This is a genomic window from Microbispora sp. H10885 (assembly GCF_014161415.1).
In the GTDB taxonomy this organism is placed as follows: Bacteria; Actinomycetota; Actinomycetes; order Streptosporangiales; family Streptosporangiaceae; genus Microbispora; species Microbispora triticiradicis.
In genome coordinates this window covers 64380-84243 of sequence record NZ_JABBWY010000004.1, presented here as the reverse complement: position 1 = coordinate 84243, position 19864 = coordinate 64380, and the positions used below count along the sequence as shown (strand labels likewise).

The following is a 19864-nucleotide window of genomic DNA, read 5'->3' as shown; positions in this document are numbered from 1 at the left end:
CACGCGCTCGGGCGTGTCGCGCTCTGCGCGCCCCACACCCGGACAGACCCGGTCGATCTGGAGGATTCACACGGCGCCCCCGCCCGCCTCTCACATGAGAGAACGGCTGTCAAGCGCACGCATGCGAGCCCACGAACCCATGGGCACGAAGGAAAAGACTACCCAGCGGTTCGCAAGTCGTCAAAACGACCGCCGCCGGATCGTCGGGTCCGTGTCATGGTTCCCGCCGCCTGCCTGGTGGCAGACAGCCAGAGGGCTCGGGAAGAGTGTACTCGCCCACCACCCCTCCCCTCGCCATTTCCGCCCACCCCACGCCACCTGAGCGGGAAACACAGAACCGCCCGGAGAGCGGGTGCTCTCCGGGCGGTTCGGCGTTCGGGACTCAGCCGTCCGGGACTCAGCGGCCGTACTGGCCGAAGTCGTACTCCTCCAGCGGGACGGCCTCGCCGCTGCCGGAGCCGAAGGTGTAGTCCGCGGCGGAGCCGTCGTAGCCGCCGACCGTGTACATCGCGGCCTTGGCCTCCTCGGTGGGCTCCACCCGGATGTTGCGGTACTGGGGCATGCCCGTACCGGCCGGGATGAGCTTACCGATGATGACGTTCTCCTTGAGGCCGAGCAGCGAGTCCGACTTGGCGTGGATCGCCGCGTCGGTGAGGACTCGCGTCGTCTCCTGGAAGGACGCCGCCGACAGCCAGGACTCGGTGGCCAGCGAGGCCTTGGTGATGCCCATCAGGACCGGACGGCCGGAGGCCGGCTGGCCGCCCTCCGCCACGGTCTGCCGGTTCATCGCCTCGAAGCGCGGCCGCTCGACCAGCTCGCCGGGCAGCAGCTCGGTGTCGCCCGACTCGAGCACGTTCACGCGCTTGAGCATCTGCCGGACGATGACCTCGATGTGCTTGTCGTGGATCGACACACCCTGCGAGCGGTAGACCTGCTGCACCTCGTCCACGAGGTGGAGCTGGACGGCCCGCGGGCCGAGGATCCGCAGGACCTCGTTCGGGTTGCGCGCACCGGCGATCAGCAGCTGACCGACGTCCACGCGCTGTCCCTCGGAGACCAGCAGCCGCGACCGCATCGAGACCGGGTACGCGATCTCCTCGGAGCCGTCGTCCGGAGTGATGACGATCTTGCGGGTCTTGTCGGTCTCGTCGATCCGCACCCGGCCCGCGACCTCGCTGATCGGGGCGACACCCTTGGGGATGCGCGCCTCGAAGAGCTCCTGGACACGCGGCAGACCATGGGTGATGTCCGCGCCCGCCACACCACCGGTGTGGAAGGTACGCATGGTCAGCTGGGTGCCGGGCTCACCGATCGACTGGGCCGCGATGATGCCGACGGCCTCGCCGACGTCCACGAGCTTGCCGGTGGCCAGCGAGCGGCCGTAGCAGGTCGCGCAGACACCGATCTTGGCCTCGCAGACCAGCGTGCTGCGGGTCCGGACCGTCTCGATGCCGGCGTTGACCAGCGCGGTGACGGTGTCGTCGTTGATGTCGACACCCGCCGCGGCGACGAGCTTGCCGTCCACCTCGACGTCCTCGGCCAGGATGCGGCCGTGCACGTTGCTCTCGGCGTTCTCGGCCTTGACTAGGGCGCCCTGGGAGTCGCGCTCGCCCACGTGCAGCGGGACGGCGCGGTCGGTGCCGCAGTCGATCTCGCGGACGATGACGTCCTGGGCGACGTCGACGAGACGACGCGTCAGGTAGCCGGAGTCGGCGGTCCGCAGGGCGGTGTCCGCCAGACCCTTCCGCTGACCGTGGGTCGAGATGAAGTACTCCAGCACCGACAGGCCCTCGCGGAAGGAGGACTTGATCGGCCGCGGGATCGTCTCGCCCTTGGTGTTGGACACCAGGCCGCGGATGCCGGCGATCTGCCGCACCTGCATGCGGTTGCCGCGGGCGCCGGAGTTGACCATCATCCAGACCGGGTTGGTCGCCGGGAACGCGTTGACCATGTCGGTCTCGACGTCCGCCGTCGCGTGGGTCCAGATCTCGATGAGCTCCTGACGGCGCTCCTCGTCGGTGATCAGACCACGGTCGTACTCCCGCTGGACCTTGTCGGCGCGCCGCTCGTACGACTCCATGATGGCGGCCTTGTTCGGCGGCGCCACGACGTCCTCGATGGAGATCGTGACACCGGCGCGGGTCGCCCAATGGAAGCCGGCGTCCTTCAGCGCGTCGAGCGCGTTGGCCACGTCCACCTTCGGGTACCGCTCGGCCAGCTCGTTGACGATCGCCGAGAGCTGCTTCTTGCCGACCTGGTAGTTCACGAAGGGGTAGTTGGCGGGCAGCGTCTGGTTGAACAGGCACCGGCCCAGCGTGGTCTCCAGCCGGATCGCGTCGCCGGCCTCCCAGCCCTCCGGGGCCTCCCAGCCGCGCGGCGGCGGAACGTCCTTGAGCCGCACCTGGATCTTGGCCTGGATGTCCAGCTCGTGCCGGTCGTGGGCCATGAGGGCCTCCGACACGGTGGTGAACACCCGGCCCTCGCCCTGGCCGCCCTCCTTCTCGGTGGTCAGCCAGTACAGACCGATGACCATGTCCTGGGTGGGCATCGTCACCGGCTTGCCGTCCGCCGGCTTGAGGATGTTGTTGGTGGACAGCATCAGGATCCGCGCCTCGGCCTGGGCCTCGGCCGACAGCGGCAGGTGCACCGCCATCTGGTCGCCGTCGAAGTCCGCGTTGAACGCGGTGCAGACGAGCGGGTGGATCTGGATGGCCTTGCCCTCGACCAGCTGCGGCTCGAAGGCCTGGATGCCCAGGCGGTGCAGCGTGGGCGCGCGGTTGAGCAGCACCGGGTGCTCGGTGATGACCTCTTCCAGCACGTCCCACACGACCGGCTTGGACCGCTCGACCATCCGCTTGGCGGACTTGATGTTCTGCGCGTGGTTGAGATCGACCAGGCGCTTCATCACGAACGGCTTGAACAGCTCCAGCGCCATCTGCTTGGGCAGGCCGCACTGGTGCAGCCTGAGCTGCGGGCCGACGACGATGACCGAACGGCCGGAGTAGTCGACGCGCTTGCCGAGCAGGTTCTGCCGGAAACGGCCCTGCTTGCCCTTCAGCATGTCGCTCAGGGACTTCAGCGGGCGGTTGCCGGGGCCGGTGACCGGACGGCCGCGGCGGCCGTTGTCGAACAGGGCGTCGACGGCCTCCTGGAGCATCCGCTTCTCGTTGTTCACGATGATCTCGGGCGCGCCGAGGTCGAGCAGACGCTTGAGCCGGTTGTTCCGGTTGATGACCCGGCGGTACAGGTCGTTCAGGTCCGAGGTGGCGAAGCGGCCACCGTCGAGCTGGACCATCGGCCGCAGGTCCGGCGGGATCACCGGGATGCAGTCGAGGACCATGCCGCTCGGCGAGTTGCGGGTGTTGAGGAACGCCGCGACGACCTTGAGCCGCTTGAGGGCGCGGGCCTTCTTCTGGCCCTTGCCGCTGCGGATGGTCTCCCGCAGGTTCTCCGCCTCGGCCTCCAGGTCGAAGCCGCCCAGCCGCTCCTGGATGGCCTGGGCGCCCATGCCGCCGCGGAAGTAGCGGCCGAACCGGTCGCGCATCTCGCGGTAGAGCAGCTCGTCGCCCTCCAGGTCCTGGACCTTGAGGTTCTTGAAGCGGCTCCAGACCTCCTCCAGCCGGTCCAGCTCGCGCTGGGCCCGGTCGCGGAGCTGGCGCATCTCACGGTCGGCGCCCTCGCGCACCTTGCGGCGGGCGTCGCCCTTGGCGCCGGAGGCCTCCAGCTCGGCCAGGTCGGCCTCGAGCTTCTTCTGGCGGGCCTCGATGTCGGCGTCACGGCGCTGCTCGACGTGCTGCCGCTCGACGGAGATCTTCGCCTCCAGCGACGGCAGGTCGCGGTCACGCATCTCGTTGTCGACATGCGTGATCATGTAGGCCGCGAAGTAGATGACCTTCTCCAGGTCCTTCGGGGCCAGGTCGAGCAGGTAACCGAGGCGCGACGGGACGCCCTTGAAGTACCAGATGTGGGTGACCGGGGCGGCCAGCTCGATGTGGCCCATCCGCTCACGGCGCACCTTGGCGCGCGTGACCTCGACGCCACAGCGCTCACAGATGATGCCCTTGAAGCGGACGCGCTTGTACTTACCGCAGTAGCACTCCCAGTCCCGGGTCGGACCGAAGATCTTCTCGCAGAAGAGCCCGTCCTTTTCCGGCTTGAGGGTGCGGTAGTTGATGGTCTCCGGCTTCTTCACCTCGCCGTGCGACCACTGCCTGATGTCGTCGGCGGTCGCGAGGCCGATGCGCAGCTCGTCGAAGAAGTTGACGTCGAGCACTAGATAATCCCCTTTTGAATCAGACCTCGTCGACGGTCATCGCGCCCTCGTGGGGACGCCGGGACAGGTCGATGCCAAGCTCTTCTGCCGCGCGGAAGACATCCTCGTCGGTGTCCCTCATCTCGATCGACATGCCGTCGCTCGAAAGGACCTCGACGTTCAGGCAGAGCGACTGCATCTCCTTGATGAGAACCTTGAAGGACTCGGGAATGCCCGCCTCTGGGATGTTCTCGCCCTTGACGATGGCCTCGTAGACCTTCACCCGGCCCAGGACGTCGTCGGACTTGATCGTCAGCAGCTCCTGCAGGGCGTACGCCGCGCCGTAGGCCTCGAGGGCCCACACCTCCATCTCGCCGAAGCGCTGGCCGCCGAACTGCGCCTTACCACCCAGCGGCTGCTGGGTGATCATCGAGTACGGGCCGGTCGAGCGAGCGTGGATCTTGTCGTCGACCAGGTGCAGCAGCTTGAGGATGTAGATGTAGCCGACCGAGATCGGGTGCGGGAACGGCTCGCCGGAGCGGCCGTCGAAGAGCCGGGCCTTGCCGTTCTCCCCCACCATGCGGGAGCCGTCCCGGTTGAGCAGTGTGCTGTCGAGCAGGCCGACGATCTCCTCCTCGTGGGCGCCGTCGAACACCGGCGTGGCGACCTTGGTCCAGGGCTCGACCCTGTCCATGTCCTTCTCGCGCAGGCGCTCGGCCCAGGCCTCCTCGATGCCGCTGACGTCCCATCCGCGGGCGGCGATCCACCCGAGGTGGGTCTCCAGCACCTGGCCGACGTTCATCCGGCCGGGCACGCCCAGCGGGTTGAGGACGATGTCGACGGGGGTGCCGTCCTCCAGGAACGGCATGTCCTCCACCGGAAGGATCTTGGAGATGACGCCCTTGTTGCCGTGGCGGCCGGCGAGCTTGTCGCCGTCGGTGATCTTGCGCTTCTGCGCCACGTACACGCGGACCAGCTCGTTCACGCCCGGAGGAAGCTCGTCGCCCTCCTCGCGGCTGAACACCCGGACGCCGATGACCTTGCCGGACTCGCCGTGCGGCACCTTCAGGGAGGTGTCGCGGACCTCGCGGGCCTTCTCACCGAAGATCGCGCGAAGCAGGCGCTCCTCGGGGGTCAGCTCCGTCTCACCCTTGGGGGTGACCTTCCCGACGAGGATGTCGCCGGTCACCACCTCGGCGCCGATGCGGATGATGCCCCGCTCGTCGAGGTCGGCCAGCGCGTCCTCGGAGGCGTTGGGGATGTCCCGCGTGATCTCCTCGGGGCCCAGCTTGGTGTCGCGGGCGTCGACCTCGTGCTCCTCGATGTGGATCGAGGAGAGCACGTCGTCCTGCACCAGGCGCTGGGACAGGATGATCGCGTCCTCGTAGTTGTGGCCCTCCCACGGCATGAACGCCACGAGCAGGTTCTTGCCGAGCGCCATCTCGCCGTTGTCGGTGCACGGACCGTCCGCGATGACCTGGCCCTGCTCGACCCGGTCGCCCTCGGCCACGATCGGCTTCTGGTTGAAGCAGGTGCCCTGGTTCGACCGCTTGAACTTCGCGACCCGGTACGTCGTACGGGTGCCGTCGTCGTTCATCACGGTGACGTAGTCGGCGGAGACCTCCTCGACCACACCGGCCTTCTCGGCGCTGATGACGTCACCGGCGTCGGTGGCGGCGCGGTACTCCATGCCGGTGCCGACCAGCGGGGCCTCGCTCTTCAGCAGGGGCACCGACTGGCGCTGCATGTTCGAGCCCATGAGCGCGCGGTTGGCGTCGTCGTGCTCGAGGAACGGGATCATGGCGGTCGCGACCGACACCATCTGGCGCGGCGAGACGTCCATGTAGTCCACCTCGGACGGGTGGACGGCCTCGAACTCGCCGCCCTTGCGGCGGGCGAGCACCCGGGACTCGGCGAAGCTGCCGTCGGCGTTCAGGACCGTGTTGGCCTGGGCGACGACGTGCCGGTCCTCCTCGTCGGCGGTGAGGTAGTCGATCTCGTAGGTGACGCGGCCGTCCACCACCCGGCGGTACGGCGTCTCGACGAAGCCGAACGAGTTGACCCGCCCGAAGGACGACAGCGAGCCGATCAGACCGATGTTCGGGCCTTCCGGCGTCTCGATCGGGCACATGCGGCCGTAGTGCGAGGGGTGCACGTCGCGGACCTCGAAGCCGGCCCGCTCACGGGACAGACCACCGGGACCGAGGGCCGACAGACGCCGCTTGTGCGTCAGGCCGGCCAGCGGGTTGGTCTGGTCCATGAACTGCGACAGCTGGGAGGTGCCGAAGAACTCCTTGATCGACGCCACGACCGGGCGGATGTTGATCAGGGTCTGCGGCGTGATCGCCTCGACGTCCTGGGTCGTCATGCGCTCGCGGACGACGCGCTCCATGCGGGCCAGGCCCAGCCGGACCTGGTTCTGGATGAGCTCGCCCACCGTGCGCAGACGGCGGTTGCCGAAGTGGTCGATGTCGTCGGTCTCGACGACGACCGACCCGTTCTCGCCCATCGTCTCCTCGCCGGCGTGCAGCCGGACGATGTACTCGATGGTCGCGACGATGTCCTCGTCGGTCAGCGTGCCCTGGGTGATGTCGGAGCCGACGCCCAGCTTCTTGTTGATCTTGTAGCGGCCGACCTTGGCGAGGTCGTAGCGCTTGTGGTTGAAGTACAGGTTCTCCAGCAGCGCCTGCGCCGACTCCTTGGTCGGCGGCTCGCCCGGCCGCAGCTTCCGGTAGATGTCGAGCAGCGCGTCGTCCTGGCCGGAGGTGTGGTCCTTCTCCAGGGTGGCCCGCATCGACTCGTACTGGCCGAAACGCTCCAGGATCTGGTCGCTGGTCCAGCCCAGCGCCTTCAGCAGCACGGTGACCGGCTGCTTGCGCTTGCGGTCGATGCGCACACCGACGCTGTCGCGCTTGTCGATCTCGAACTCGAGCCACGCGCCGCGCGACGGGATCACCCGGCAGCCGAACAGGTCCTTGTCAGAGGTCTTGTCCACAGAGCGGTCGAAGTAGACACCTGGCGACCGGACGAGCTGCGAGACCACCACGCGCTCGGTGCCGTTGATGATGAAGGTGCCCTTCGAGGTCATGAGCGGGAAGTCGCCCATGAACACCGTCTGGCTCTTGATCTCACCTGTCGTGTTATTGATGAACTCCGCCGTGACGAACATCGGGGCGGAGTAGGTCATGTCCTTGTCTTTGCACTCATCTACGGAGTACTTGGGTGGCTCGAACCTGTGATCCCGGAACGACAGGGACATGGTTCCGGAGAAGTCCTCGATCGGACTGATCTCCTCGAAGATCTCTTCGAGACCTGATTGGGCCGGAACGTCCTTGCGCCCGGCCTGGCGAGCCGCCTCGACCCGGCCCTTCCATCTCTCGTTCCCGAGCAACCAGTCGAACGACTCGGTCTGCAGGGCGAGAAGGTCGGGTACTTCGAGCGGCTCCTCGATTCGTGCGAACGACACGGTACGGGGACCGGCGGGTACGGCGGAGGCGTTGCGCGAGGCTGCCAACAGATGTCCTTCCGAGGGCTCGCGGACTGACTACACGCACGCCAGACGACCAAGATCAGAGGTTACTCAGAGAAGCGGTCGTCAAAGGGCAGCGCAAAGGGGCAGTGTAGCCGATCGGCATACACCTGTCCACTCCGCTCTCGCTCTGCGCTCCACGTTGCTGGCAGCATCACCCGTCCGCGCCGAAACGTCAAGCCCGAGAGCCGACATTTCGCCTAACCGACAGGGGTCACGCTGGGTTTTCCCGCCCTCGGGACCATAGCGAACGCCGGGGATCCAGTCCCTACCCGGGACCGGAGACGGGTAACGCTCAGTCACGCGAACGGCCCAACGCTGACCGTGGGTCTACGCTGCCGTGCCCTTGAATACCCATCTACAACCCTGGCTCAAACGCCTTCTTTGCTAACAATTTAGCCACGCGCTCAGGGGGCGGGCGTGTCCCCGAGGAGGGTGGACAGCCGGGAGGCCCGCCAGCCGTCGCCCTGCGTCACCATCACCAGACGCGCCCTGCCCTGGCTGACCTGCTGCTTCGGCTCTTCCTCGCCCCCGCCGGACCGTGTCGTGACCATGTTCACGAACAGCAGCACGCGGACCTCGTCGGGCGTCGCCGACTCCACGCCCGCGGCCGCCACGACGGTCTGCTGGACCGTCCGCCGCTCCCGCGCCTCCGGGCCCAGCGTCGCCGCGAGCGTGCGGTAGTGCTCGGCCAGCTCCCCGGTCGCGTGGCCGCCCGCCCGCGCCATGTCCCGGTCGATCGTACGGTAGTCGTACGACAGCATGTCGGGGGCGTACGACCGGGCGGCCGCGAGGGCCTCGCGGGCGGCCGTGTCGGCGGCCTGGAGACGGCGCAGGTCCAGCAGCAGCCACACGGCGGCGACAGCCAGCCCCATGGCGGCGAGCGCCGGCAGCGCCCGAAGCAGGCGCCTCACTGCACCAGCTCCGCCCGGGAGACCAGCCACAGACCCGACGCCTTGGTCACGTCCATCCGCCAGCGGAAGAAGCGCTCCTCCGGGGCGGCCTTCCTGCCGTCCTCCCAGTGGATCACCGCGTCGGCGACGACGAGGACCTGCGCCGTACGCCGGTCTCCGGCGATGGAGGCGAGCGCGGACGCCCGCAGGACGCCCGTCTGGACGGCCTTGTTCTTCAGCGTGGCGGACCTCAGGGCCGCCTGACCCGCGGCGTAGCGCGCCCTCTCCGTGCCGGTTGAGGTGGCCAGCGCGCGTTTGATGTCGTCGTCGATGCGGTGGTGGTCGATCGTCATGAGGCTCACGGCGTGCGCCATGGCGGCCCGGACCGCCATCTGCCGGTCCTGCACGGCCGCCTCGGCCTCCGTACGGGCCCCGGCGAGGCGCTGGACCACCAGAGCCAGCACGACCGCGACGAGGACGAGCCCGACGGTCAGCGCGCGCCGCATCCCCGTCCACCTCCCCCAGCACCCGACCGTCTCGGCCTGATCACGTCGCGCCGGATCCTACGTCCCGACCATAGATCAACGGGCCCGCCCTGCCCATAGGGTCTGGATTCCGTAGGGGTCCGGGCACGCGAAAGGGGCGGTCCCATCCGGCACCTGGATGGACCCGCCCCTTCGGTGAAGCGTGAGAACTACTTGACCGTGACGGTCGCGCCGGCGCCCTCCAGGGCGGCCTTCGCCTTCTCGGCCTGCTCCTTGTTGACCTTGCCGTCGAAGACGGGCTTCGGAGCGCCGTCCACGAGGTCCTTGGCCTCCTTGAGGCCCAGGCTCGTCAGGGCCCGGATCTCCTTGATGACCTGGATCTTCTTGTCGCCGGCGGCCTCGAGGATGACGTCGAACTCGTCCTGCTCCTCGGCCTCCTCGGCGGCGGCACCGGCGCCACCGGCGGCCGGGGCGGCGGCGACGGCGACCGGGGCGGCGGCCTTGACGTCGAAGGTCTCCTCGAAGACCTTCACGAAGTCGGACAGCTCAAGGAGAGTCATCTCCTTGAAGGTCTCGAGCAGCTCGTCGGTGCTGAGCTTCGCCATGATGTTCCTCCAGTGGATCTAGCAGAAAACGTGTAAGGGGACCGCGGTGCGCGCTTCCCCCGCCCGCTGCGCGGACCTACTCGCCGGCCTCTTCGCGCTTGGCGCGCAGAGCCTCGGCCAGTCGAGCCATGGTGGTGGGCAGCGCGGCGAAGGTGGCGGCAGCCTGGGACTGCTTGGCCTTCAGCGCACCGGCCAGCTTCGCGAGGAGCACCTCACGGGACTCAAGGTCGGCAAGCTTGGTGATCTCGTCGGGGGTCATCGACTTGCCGTCGACGACGCCACCCTTGATCACCAGGAGGGGGTTGGCCTTGGCGAAGTCACGCAGCCCCTTGGCCGCCTCCACCACGTCGCCCTTGACGAACGCGATGGCGGTCGGGCCCTGGAACAGATCGTCCAGAGCGGTGATCCCGGCGTTGTTGGCCGCGATCTTGGTCAGCGTGTTCTTCGCCACGGCGAACTTCGCATTCCCACCGAGAGAAACACGCAGCTGCTTGAGCTGCGCGACGGTGAGACCGCGGTATTCGGTCAGAACGGCGGCGCTGGATCCTTCGAACTCACTCTTGAGCTCGGAGATCGCGACGCTCTTCTCCGCCTTCGCCATGGGCCTCCTTCCAGATGTGCCGCCGGCGGAAGGCCCTCGGAAAACAGACAAGCCCCGGCGCAGGCGCACGGGGCTTGGGCAGACGTCATACGTCCTCAAGCGTCTCCACACCTACGCGGGCCGTCCACTCACGTGGATCCTTCAGTCATCGGGCTGCACGCCCGGTGACGACCGGCGGTCTTCGGCAGGAGACAGACTACGTTGTCAACCGTCAGGACGGCAAATCGGCGGTGGCGCGCTGCGGCAGCTCGCCCACCTGGTCGGCCGCCGGCGCCTTGATGGAGACCGGCTCGTTGAACGACTTGAACATCGCCGTGGCCTTGAACGCGCCGGCGTCCGGCTTGCCGCCGTTCAGCTCGACCTTCCGCGGCAGGCCCTGGGCGTCGATCCACGCGTCGAACTTGACGTCCTTGGCGCCGGCCAGCTCGCCGCGCAGCTGCGAGCGCTGGTCGTCGGACAGCTGCTTGACCGCCTCGTCCACCGGGAACGTGCCCGCGTAGTGGGTCGTGTCCACCCCGCCGACCTGCTCGCTGCCCACCGACTTGACGTCCTTGGACGCCGTGAGCAGCGCGGTGCTGGTCTTCAGGTCGAACTGCCGGGCCTGGGCGAGGTACTGGTCGACGTCCACGCCCGCCTGCGAGCCGAGCTGCTTCAGGTCGAGCCTGATCCACGGCTTGGTGGCGCCCAGCAGGTTCTTGAGCATGTCGACCTTGACGTACGCCACTTCGCCGTCGACGATGACCCGCACGCCGCCGGGCAGGTTCTGGCCGTTGAACGACACCTGGCTCAGGTTGATGTCCGTGGCGACCTGCGGGCTCTTCTGGTAGAGCATCGTGCCCTGCACGACCCCCGCCTGGGCACCCTTGGCGTCGGTGACGTTGACCACGAGATCCGCGGCGTACGTGTTGACGTCGTCGGCCTTCTGCGCGCTCTGCTGCAGGACCTCGGACGCCGAGAGCGTGACGTTCTCGAGAGACGGAGTCGCGGTCGTCCCGCATCCCGCGACCGTGATCGCGGCAACCGCCCCCGCGGCCACTAGTAGTCGTCGCATTTTTCCATCCCTTTCTGGGTTCCCCCTTTACCTGCCCTTGACCCTATTCGCCTAACGCCCTCCGTGCGGCGCGCCTGTCGCAACCCCCATGACATGTGCACAAAACCTCCACATGCGCATGGACAGACAGAAGCCCCCGCCCGATGTCTCGGGCGGGGGCTTCCGTCAGGCTCGGCGGCCTGTCAGGCCGTCGTGGAACGGTCAGGCGTCGATCTCGGCGGTCATCGCCCGCGTCACGTTCGGGTCGACCGGGATGCCGGGGCCCATGGACGTGGTGAAGGTGACCTTCTTGAGGTAGCGGCCCTTGGCGGCCGACGGCTTGAGACGAAGCACCTCGTCCAGCGCGGCGGCGTAGTTCTCCACCAGCTGGCGGTCGTCGAAGGACGCCTTGCCGATGATGAAGTGCAGGTTCGCGTGCCGGTCGACGCGGAACTCGATCTTGCCGCCCTTGATGTCGGTCACGGCCTTGGCCACGGCGGGCGTCACGGTGCCGGTCTTGGGGTTCGGCATGAGGCCACGGGGGCCGAGCACGCGGCCCAGGCGTCCGACCTTGCCCATCATGTCCGGCGTCGCGACGACGGCGTCGAAGTCCAGACGGCCCTTCGACACCTCGTCGATCAGCTCGTCGGAGCCGACGATGTCGGCGCCCGCCGCGCGGGCCTCCTCGGCACGGTCACCGGTCGCGAAGACCAGGACCCGGGCGGTCTTGCCGGTGCCGTGCGGGAGGTTGACGGTGCCGCGGACCATCTGGTCGGCCTTGCGCGGGTCGACGCCCAGCCGCAGGGCCACCTCGACGGTGGCGTCGAACTTCGTGGTCGCGGTCTTCTTGGCCAGCCGCACACCGTCCAGCGGGGCGTACAGGGCCGCGCGGTCGACCTCGGCCGCCGCGTTCTTCCAGCTCTTGCTGCGCTTCACTTCATACTCCTAAGGAGATCGTGGTCCGGGCCGCGCATCGGCCCTCCCACAGCGTTTGATTGCCTCGCCTCCGGCAAGGCGGCTCGGGGCGCCCGCAGTCTCGGTCGTGCTGGAGGCACGCGATAGGCGCTTCCTTCGGTGCGTGCTCGCTCGTTCCTCGCTCCGCGCGCTCCTCAGTCCAGACGCGGCCGCGCCCCTCGCGGGCTACTCGGCGATGGTGATGCCCATGGAGCGGGCGGTGCCGGCGATGATCTTCTCGGCGGCCTCGACGTCGTTGGCGTTGAGGTCCTGCATCTTGGTCTCGGCGATCTGGCGAAGCTGCTCGCGGGTCAGCTTGCCCACCTTGTCCTTGTGCGGGTTCGCGCTGCCCTTCTGCAGACCGGCGGCCTTCTTGATCAGCTCGGGCGCCGGCGGCGTCTTCGTGATGAAGGTGAAGCTGCGGTCTTCGAAGATGGTGATCTCAACGGGGATGATGTTGCCCCGCTGGGACTCCGTCGCCGCGTTGTACTGCTTGACGAAGTCCATGATGTTGACGCCGTGCGGACCGAGCGCGGTACCGACCGGCGGCGCGGGGGTGGCCTGGCCAGCGGGAAGCTGGACCTTCACCAGGGCCGCGACTTTCTTCTTTGGAGGCATTAGTCCTTCTCCGGGTCCTTGGTCCTACAAAAGCCTCACGGCACGCCGGAACACGGCGTGCGTGAGGACGGCTATCGAGTCTACGCGAGCCGGTCAGATCTTCGAGACCTGGTTGAACGACAGCTCAACCGGGGTCTCCCGGCCGAAGATGGAGACGAGGACCTTGAGCTTCTGCGACTCGGCACTGATCTCGCTCACCGTGGCCGGCAGCGTGGCGAACGGCCCGTCCATGACGGTGACCGACTCGCCGACCTCGAAGTCGACGGTCGCGGTGGTCGTCTTGGCCGCGGCCTTCTTGACTTCCTCGGACGGCTCCGGGGCGAGCAGCTTGGCGACCTCGTCGAGGTTCAGCGGGCTCGGCTTGTTGGACAGCCCGACGAAGCCGGTCACACCGGGCGTGTTGCGCACGGCGGCCCAGGACTCGTCGGACAGCTCCATCCGGACCAGCACGTAGCCGGGAAGCACCCGCTCCTTGATCGGAGTCTTCTTGCCGCCCTTGAACTCGGTGATCGTGTGGGTCGGCACCTCGACCTGGAAGATGAAGTCCTCCATGTTGAGGGACCCGATACGGCTCTCGATGTTCTGCTTCACGCGGTTCTCGTAACCGGCGTAGGAGTGGATGACGTACCACTCGCCGAACTGACCGCGAAGCTGGCGCTTGAACTCCTCGACCGGGTCGACATCGGGGAGGACGTCGCCGTCCTCGTCGACCTGCGCGGCGGCCTCGGCCGAGTCTTCGCCGCCGTCACCGCCGTCAGAGTCGGCGGCCGTGGTCTCCTCGACCTCTTCTACGGCCTCGTCCTGCTCGGTGCCCCACTCGTCATGCTCGTCATGGGAGCGGTCGGCCGGCATCGGGGACTCGGACACGGGACTCTTCCTTCTTCGCTTGGTGTCGTGGACGTGCTACGACGTCTCGGGCCGGATCAGGATCCGCCGAAGACCCACAGCACAGCCTTACCCAGCACGGTGTCGATCCCGAAAACGAGCGCAACCATAATCACGACGAAGACCAGGACGACCACCGTGTAAGAGATCAGCTCAGTGCGCCTCGGCCAGATGACCTTACGCAACTCGGCGACGACCTGCCGGTAGAACAGAGCGGGCGAGGTACGCCTTGCCTTCTTCTCGCCGGTTGGCTTACCGGGCTTTCCAGCGGTCTCGCCGCGGGTGTCGATCGCCACAGTCCTCACCTGATCCGTCGTGTCCGTCGCAGCTTGCGGCGCGCTTTCACGCCATTGTTGCGCGGACCGCACTCCGCAGGGCACGAGGGACTCGAACCCCCAACCGCCGGTTTTGGAGACCGGTGCGCTACCAATTGCGCTAGTGCCCTAGGCCGTGCACCACGATACCCGAGAAACGCGTTGACGCATCCGTCCGTTGCTCACGTGGCCCACTAGTCGGTGAAGTGTACGCGGGAATCACCACTCCGTCGAACCAGAACGCTCGCACGCCGTCCGGAGACGCCCCGGCAGCGCTCCGGTTCGGACCCAAAGTTACCGTGCGGACCCGCCCGCGGGCCGGATATGGATGCGAAACCGCGCGGCGCGTCTGGAACGATGGAGGCATGACCCGACCTCGCATCTCCGCACGCATATCCGCGATCTCCGAGTCCGCGACTCTGGCCGTGGACGCCAAGGCCAAGGCGATGAAGGCGGCCGGTCGGCCGGTCATCGGCTTCGGCGCCGGCGAGCCCGATTTCCCCACTCCCGGCTACATCGTCGAGGCGGCCGTCGAGGCGTGCCGGAACCCCAGGTTCCACAAGTACACGCCCGCCGGGGGCCTGCCCGAGCTCCGGCAGGCGATCGCCGACAAGACGCTGCGTGACAGCGGGTTCCGGGTCGAGGCCGCCCAGGTCCTGGTGACGAACGGCGGCAAGCAGGCGGTCTACGAGGCGTTCGCCACCCTGCTCGACCCCGGTGACGAGGTGCTGGTCGTGGCGCCGTACTGGACGACGTACCCGGAGGCGATCAAGCTTGCGGGCGGCGTCCAGGTCGACGTGGTCACCGACGAGACGACCGGCTACCTCGCCTCGGTCGAGCAGTTCGAGGAGAAGCTGACCGACCGCACGAAGGCGCTGCTGTTCGTGTCGCCGTCCAACCCGACGGGGGCCGTCTACTCCCCCGCCCAGGTCGAGGAGATCGGCCGCTGGGCGCTGGACAAGGGCCTGTGGGTCGTCACCGACGAGATCTACGAGCACCTGGTCTACGGCGGGACGGAGTTCTCCAGCATCGCCACCGCCGTGCCGGAGCTGCGCGACCGGGTCGTCGTGCTGAACGGCGTGGCCAAGACGTACGCGATGACCGGCTGGCGGGTGGGCTGGCTGATCGGCCCGTCCGACGTGGTCAAGGCGGCCACCAACCTGCAGTCCCACGCCACCTCGAACGTCTCCAACGTCGCGCAGGCCGCCGCGCTCGCCGCGGTCTCGGGCGACCTGTCGGCCGTCGCCGAGATGCGCACGGCCTTCGACCGGCGCCGCCAGACCATGGTCCGGATGCTCAACGAGATCCCCGGCGTGGTCTGCCCCGAGCCGTTCGGCGCGTTCTACGCGTACCCGTCGGTGAAGGCGCTGCTCGGCAAGGAGATCCGCGGCAGGCGCCCGGCGTCGTCGGCCGAGCTGGCCGAGCTCATCCTGGAGGAGGCCGAGGTCGCGCTGGTGCCCGGTGAGGCCTTCGGCACCCCGGGCTACTTCCGCCTCTCCTACGCCCTGGGCGACGACGACCTGGCCGAGGGCGTCAGCCGGCTGGCCAAGCTGCTGTCCGAGGCGCACTAGCACTTCGCCCACCCGGCACGAAGGCCCGGCCCCCACCACGCGGGACCGGGCCTTCGCCATGCCGGCGACAAGGTGAAACAACGTCTTGCGGTCGAACCGCCGTGGCCGCGTTCAGGACCAGAGGACGCAGATGGGCGCCGCGACGATTCTCTCGTCCATCTCTATGACACGCGGACCGGTGTGCAGCACGACACCGGCCACGAAGCGATCGCCCAGTTCGTCCCGCAACCACCGCAGGTGCTTCGCGTCGTCGTGCCGCGGAGCGGCGGCGGCCTTCACCTCGATCCCGATCACTCGTCCCATGCCGAGCTCCAGAATGATGTCGACCTCATGCCGTCCCTGGTCCTGCCGCAGATGGTAGATGCGGGGCCGGCTGTCGCAGACCGGCGCCTCCGCGCGCAGCTGCTGAACCACGAAGGTGTCGAGCAACCGGCCGAGCAGATCGCCGTCGCGGAGGATCGCTCGTTCGTCCACCCGCAGCAGGGCCGCGACCAGTGCAGGGTCGACGAGATAGCGCTTGGACCCGCGGATCAACCGCTTCAGGCGATCACTGAACCAGGCGGGAACCTTGTCGGCGACCAGGAGATCGCGGAGGAGGCGCTCATACGCCTCTCCCGTACGGGCGTTCACGGCGGCCGCGTCATAGAGCGTCTTGTCCGTGACCACACCGGCGGTGTTCAGAGCCAGCGCCTCCATGTAAGCCCGGAGACGGACCGGGTCGCGCCGTCCGTCGAGTGTCTCGATGTCCCGCGTCAAGGTCTGCTCGATGTAGCTGTCCAGCCACCGGGCCCGCACCGAAGGCGGCATCCACTGAGCCTCGGGGAAGCCGCTGCGCAACGCCAGATCCACATAGTCGGCCAGATCGGGCGGCTGCGCCGGTGTGGCGAGTTCCCGCACCCGTCCCTGCGCGAGCAGATCGGCGAAAGCGGGTCTCCTCGTGTTGCGCTCAAGCTCCTTGACCGCGAGTCCCATCATGTCGATGCGGACCACCCGTCCCGTGCCGGGCCAGGTCCGGCCGCCGAAGTCGGACCATACGGAGCCTGTGAGGATGAATCGGCCCGGGCGGTGGTCGCCGTCCACCGCACGCTTCACCGCTCCGAGCACGTCCGGCACGATCTGCCACTCGTCCAGCAGGACCGGCTCCGCAAGCCGTCCCAGGGCCGCATCCGGATCGGCGAGGAAGGCGGCGTTCTCCCTGTCCCGGTCGAGCCGCACCACGGTTTCGACGTGCCGGACGGCCGTGGTGGTCTTGCCCGTGGCCCGCGGGCCGACCAGCATGATCGCGGGTAGCGTCCGAAAGAGTTCGTCGATGATCGGATCCACCATGCGCGGGATGTAGGAATCACGGCTCACGCAGGCACATTACCAATTTGACCCAGTGCTCAGTACCAATCTCCCCCAGCTCTGAGTACAACTTCGACCCACGTCATGGTGCGACGACGACCCAGTCGGGGGTGGGCCACGCCTCCGGTTCGGAGAGCCGGCCGGAGGCGTCGCGGGGCGGAGTGTCAGCGGTCGAGAGCGACGCCGGCGGCGATCTTCCGCAGTTCCCGGTCGGCCGCGGCCCGGCCGATCTTCGCCTCGTAGTCGGGGCTCATCATCACCTCGATCCCGACGCCGGGAGCGAGGGTCCACGTGATCGTCCGGGTGCCCCCGTCATTGATCTCGTCGCCGCCCTCCGACAGGCTGATCAGGTACGCCTTCTTTCCGTCGACGTCGACCGGCTTGGCGCCCTGCCCGGCGTAGCCTCTCAGCCGCTTCGCGAACAGGCTCGCCGCCGCCTTCCGGTAGACGATCATCTGGACGCTGTACACGCCGGGCTCAAGCCCCGGCTCCACCCAGCTCGTGGTGTAACTCTCGGTGCCGAACCCGTCCTTGCCGGACCACTTGCCCCATTCGAGGTCCTTGGGCAGGTAACCGACGTGGACGCCGCCGAGGGTCCGGCCGTCCCCGAGGTCGCCGAGGTCCTGCGGCGTCCACGAGGTCTGCGCGTCCGGCGCGGTGTCGGACGTCGAGACGACCGTCGTCGCGATGGTGATCGTGACCGCCGCCCCGGCGGGCGCGGTCGTCCCGGGGGACGGCGTCTGCGCGATGACCGTCCCCTCCGGGGCGTCGCCGGTGACGACCTTCACCATCCGCACCGTGTATCCGGCGTCGTCCAGGAGGGTCATGACGTCCTCGGCGCTCTTGCCGACCACGTCGGGGACGACGCCCTCGGGTACGGCGACCGTGTCACCGGAGCCGGTCTCGGACGGGGCCGCCGTCTTCTTGGTGGTGACGCCGGCACCGGCCCCGCTCCCCGGTCCGGCGAGGCCGCCGGCGACCGGGTCGGTGCCGGGCTGGGCGGTCAGCGCCACGGGCACCCCCACCGCGACCGCCGCGGTGAGCACGGCGGCACCCGCCGTACGAAACCGGACGGCGGTGCGGCGGCTGCGCCGCCGCACCGACTGGCCCAGGGACGGCGGCGCTTGCACACCGGCGACCCGCGCGGCCATCGCGTCCCTCAGCGCCTCCTCGACGTTCATGCCGACACTCCTTCCAGGTTCTCCATTCGTGCCCGCACGCGGGCGAGGCCGCGGGCGGCCTGGCTCTTGACGGTGCCGACCGAGCAGCCGAGCAGCGCGGCGGTCTCGGCCTCCGACAGGTCCTCCCAGTAGCGGAGGACCAGTACGGCCCGCATCCGGGCCGGCAGTTTCCTGAGTTCGGCGACCAGCACGTCCCGCAGGCCGAGGTCGGGCGACTCCACCGGCGTCTCCGGCGGCTGGGCGAAGGTGATCTCCTTGATCACCCTGCGCCGCCTGGCCCTGCTGATCGCGCCGTTCACCACGACCCGCCGCGCGTACGCCTCCGGGTTGTCGTGACGGATGCGCGGCCAGTGGCGGTAGACCTTCTCCAGCGCGCTCTGGACCATGTCCTCGGCGTCGGTGGCGGAGGCGCCGCAGACGAGGATCGCGGTGCGCAGGAGGGCGGTGCTGCGCGCGGCCAGGAACTCGTCGAAGGCCGCCTCGTCTTCATCGGTCATGAGCTCCCCTTTCTCCCGTCCACAACGCGCGAGCCCGGCGGCGGGTTGAGAGCGGATACGGCAGGATATGGAGATGGCACGCCCACTCGAAACGCTCCCCAAGGCACACCTGCACCTGCACTTCACCGGCTCGATGCGGCACTCGACGCTCATCGAGCTCGCCCGGGATCAAGGCGTCCACCTGCCCGACGCGCTGGTGCAGGACTGGCCGCCGAAACTGCGGGCGACCGACGAGCGGGGCTGGTTCCGGTTCCAGCGACTGTACGACATCGCGCGGTCCGTGCTGCGCCGCCCGGAGGACGTGTACCGGCTGCTGCGCGAGGCCGCCGAGGACGAGGCCAGGGAAGGCTCACGCTGGCTGGAGATCCAGGTCGACCCGTCCGGGTACGCGCAGCGTTTCGGCGGGCTGACCGAGACCCTGGAGCTGATGCTCGACGCGACGGAGAAGGCGGCGCGGGCGGCGGGGATCGGGATGGCGGTGATCGTGGCCGCCAACCGCACCCGGCACATGCTCGACGCCAGGACGCTGGCCCGGCTCGCGGTGCGGTACGAGGGCCGGGGCGTGGTGGGCTTCGGGCTGTCCAACGACGAGCGGCGGGGCCGGGCCAGGGACTTCGAGCACGCCTTCCGCATCGCCAGGCGCGGGGGCCTGCTCGCCGTACCGCACGGGGGCGAACTGCTGGGGGCGGCGAGCGTCGCCGAGTGCCTCGACGAGCTGGCCGCCGACCGGATCGGGCACGGGGTGCGCGCGGCCGAGTCGCCCCGGCTGATGGAACGGCTGGCCGACCGGCAGATCACCTGTGAGGTGTGCCCGCTGTCGAACGTCGGGCTGGGGGTCGCCGAGCGGCCCGAGGACGTGCCGCTGCGGCGGCTGTTCGAGGCGGGAGTGCCGATCGCGCTCGGCGCCGACGACCCGCTGCTGTTCGGCGCCCGGCTGCTGCCGCAGTACGAGCTCGCCAGGGAGGTGTACGGCTTCGCCGACGCGGAGGTCGCCGAGCTCGCCCGGCAGTCCATCCGGTCGTCGGCCGCCCCCGAACCGGTCCGGAAGGAACTCCTGGCCGAGATCGACGCCTGGCTCGCCGCTCCCGCGTGACCTCCCCCATCC

Annotated in this window: 16 protein-coding genes and 1 tRNA gene; 2 read left to right on the top strand and 15 right to left on the bottom strand. The window is 68.7% G+C overall.

All coding sequences use genetic code 11. The features are described from left to right. Nucleotides 1-397 precede the first annotated feature (397 nt). From HHX37_RS11610 to HHX37_RS11555, 12 genes are all read right to left on the bottom strand, one after another. Complete coding sequence (locus HHX37_RS11610; protein WP_182874088.1) at nucleotides 398-4273, bottom strand: DNA-directed RNA polymerase subunit beta'; 3876 nt, start codon at nucleotides 4271-4273, stop codon at nucleotides 398-400. Nucleotides 4274-4292: 19 nt separating this feature from the next. After that, on the bottom strand, nucleotides 4293-7766 hold the full coding sequence (gene rpoB, locus HHX37_RS11605; RefSeq protein ID WP_182879626.1) for a DNA-directed RNA polymerase subunit beta: 3474 nt from the start codon (nucleotides 7764-7766) through the stop codon (nucleotides 4293-4295). 422 nt (nucleotides 7767-8188) lie between these two features. Beyond that, nucleotides 8189-8695, bottom strand: coding sequence for a hypothetical protein (locus HHX37_RS11600; protein WP_310740337.1), 507 nt, complete (start codon nucleotides 8693-8695; stop codon nucleotides 8189-8191). Then, on the bottom strand, nucleotides 8692-9180 hold the full coding sequence (locus tag HHX37_RS11595) for a hypothetical protein (protein WP_111699916.1): 489 nt from the start codon (nucleotides 9178-9180) through the stop codon (nucleotides 8692-8694). The genes HHX37_RS11600 and HHX37_RS11595 overlap by 4 nt, the downstream gene beginning before the upstream one ends. Before the next feature lie 188 nt (nucleotides 9181-9368). Beyond that, the gene (gene rplL / locus HHX37_RS11590; protein WP_111699917.1) at nucleotides 9369-9764 is read right to left on the bottom strand and encodes a 50S ribosomal protein L7/L12; all 396 of its coding nucleotides are present in this window, start codon (nucleotides 9762-9764) and stop codon (nucleotides 9369-9371) included. Nucleotides 9765-9840: 76 nt separating this feature from the next. Next, nucleotides 9841-10365, bottom strand: coding sequence for a 50S ribosomal protein L10 (gene rplJ / locus HHX37_RS11585; RefSeq protein WP_111699918.1), 525 nt, complete (start codon nucleotides 10363-10365; stop codon nucleotides 9841-9843). A gap of 211 nt (nucleotides 10366-10576) precedes the next feature. After that, nucleotides 10577-11416, bottom strand: a complete 840-nt coding sequence (locus tag HHX37_RS11580) for an LppX_LprAFG lipoprotein (RefSeq protein ID WP_182874090.1) — start codon at nucleotides 11414-11416, stop codon at nucleotides 10577-10579. Between the two features lie 201 nt (nucleotides 11417-11617). Continuing rightward, nucleotides 11618-12331, bottom strand: a complete 714-nt coding sequence (gene rplA / locus HHX37_RS11575) for a 50S ribosomal protein L1 (RefSeq protein WP_111699920.1) — start codon at nucleotides 12329-12331, stop codon at nucleotides 11618-11620. 204 nt (nucleotides 12332-12535) lie between these two features. Further along, nucleotides 12536-12967 (bottom strand): 50S ribosomal protein L11, encoded by a 432-nt coding sequence (gene rplK, locus HHX37_RS11570; RefSeq protein WP_182874091.1) that lies wholly within the window; start codon nucleotides 12965-12967, stop codon nucleotides 12536-12538. Nucleotides 12968-13060: 93 nt separating this feature from the next. Beyond that, complete coding sequence (gene nusG, locus HHX37_RS11565) at nucleotides 13061-13834, bottom strand: transcription termination/antitermination protein NusG (RefSeq protein WP_111699922.1); 774 nt, start codon at nucleotides 13832-13834, stop codon at nucleotides 13061-13063. Between the two features lie 56 nt (nucleotides 13835-13890). Beyond that, a complete protein-coding gene (secE, locus tag HHX37_RS11560; RefSeq protein WP_111699923.1) occupies nucleotides 13891-14148 on the bottom strand; it encodes a preprotein translocase subunit SecE in 258 nt (85 codons plus the stop codon). Between the two features lie 76 nt (nucleotides 14149-14224). Continuing rightward, nucleotides 14225-14297: transfer RNA gene (locus HHX37_RS11555), tRNA-Trp, on the bottom strand. 234 nt (nucleotides 14298-14531) lie between these two features. Here HHX37_RS11555 and HHX37_RS11550 point away from each other — a divergent pair. Further along, a complete protein-coding gene (locus HHX37_RS11550) occupies nucleotides 14532-15737 on the top strand; it encodes a pyridoxal phosphate-dependent aminotransferase (RefSeq protein ID WP_111699924.1) in 1206 nt (401 codons plus the stop codon). A gap of 111 nt (nucleotides 15738-15848) precedes the next feature. On the opposite strand, the gene HHX37_RS11545 is transcribed toward HHX37_RS11550, so the two are convergent. The 3 genes from HHX37_RS11545 to HHX37_RS11535 form a co-directional block, all read right to left on the bottom strand. Next, on the bottom strand, nucleotides 15849-17090 hold the full coding sequence (locus tag HHX37_RS11545; protein WP_220502818.1) for an ATP-binding protein: 1242 nt from the start codon (nucleotides 17088-17090) through the stop codon (nucleotides 15849-15851). 155 nt (nucleotides 17091-17245) lie between these two features. Then, a complete protein-coding gene (locus HHX37_RS11540; RefSeq protein ID WP_182885417.1) occupies nucleotides 17246-18262 on the bottom strand; it encodes a PASTA domain-containing protein in 1017 nt (338 codons plus the stop codon). Beyond that, the gene (locus tag HHX37_RS11535) at nucleotides 18259-18759 is read right to left on the bottom strand and encodes a SigE family RNA polymerase sigma factor (RefSeq protein WP_111699927.1); all 501 of its coding nucleotides are present in this window, start codon (nucleotides 18757-18759) and stop codon (nucleotides 18259-18261) included. Before HHX37_RS11535 ends, HHX37_RS11540 begins: the two co-directional genes overlap by 4 nt. 73 nt (nucleotides 18760-18832) lie before the next feature. Between HHX37_RS11535 and HHX37_RS11530 the strand changes: the two genes are divergently transcribed. Then, nucleotides 18833-19852, top strand: coding sequence for an adenosine deaminase (locus tag HHX37_RS11530; RefSeq protein WP_182874093.1), 1020 nt, complete (start codon nucleotides 18833-18835; stop codon nucleotides 19850-19852). Nucleotides 19853-19864: the final 12 nt, after the last annotated feature.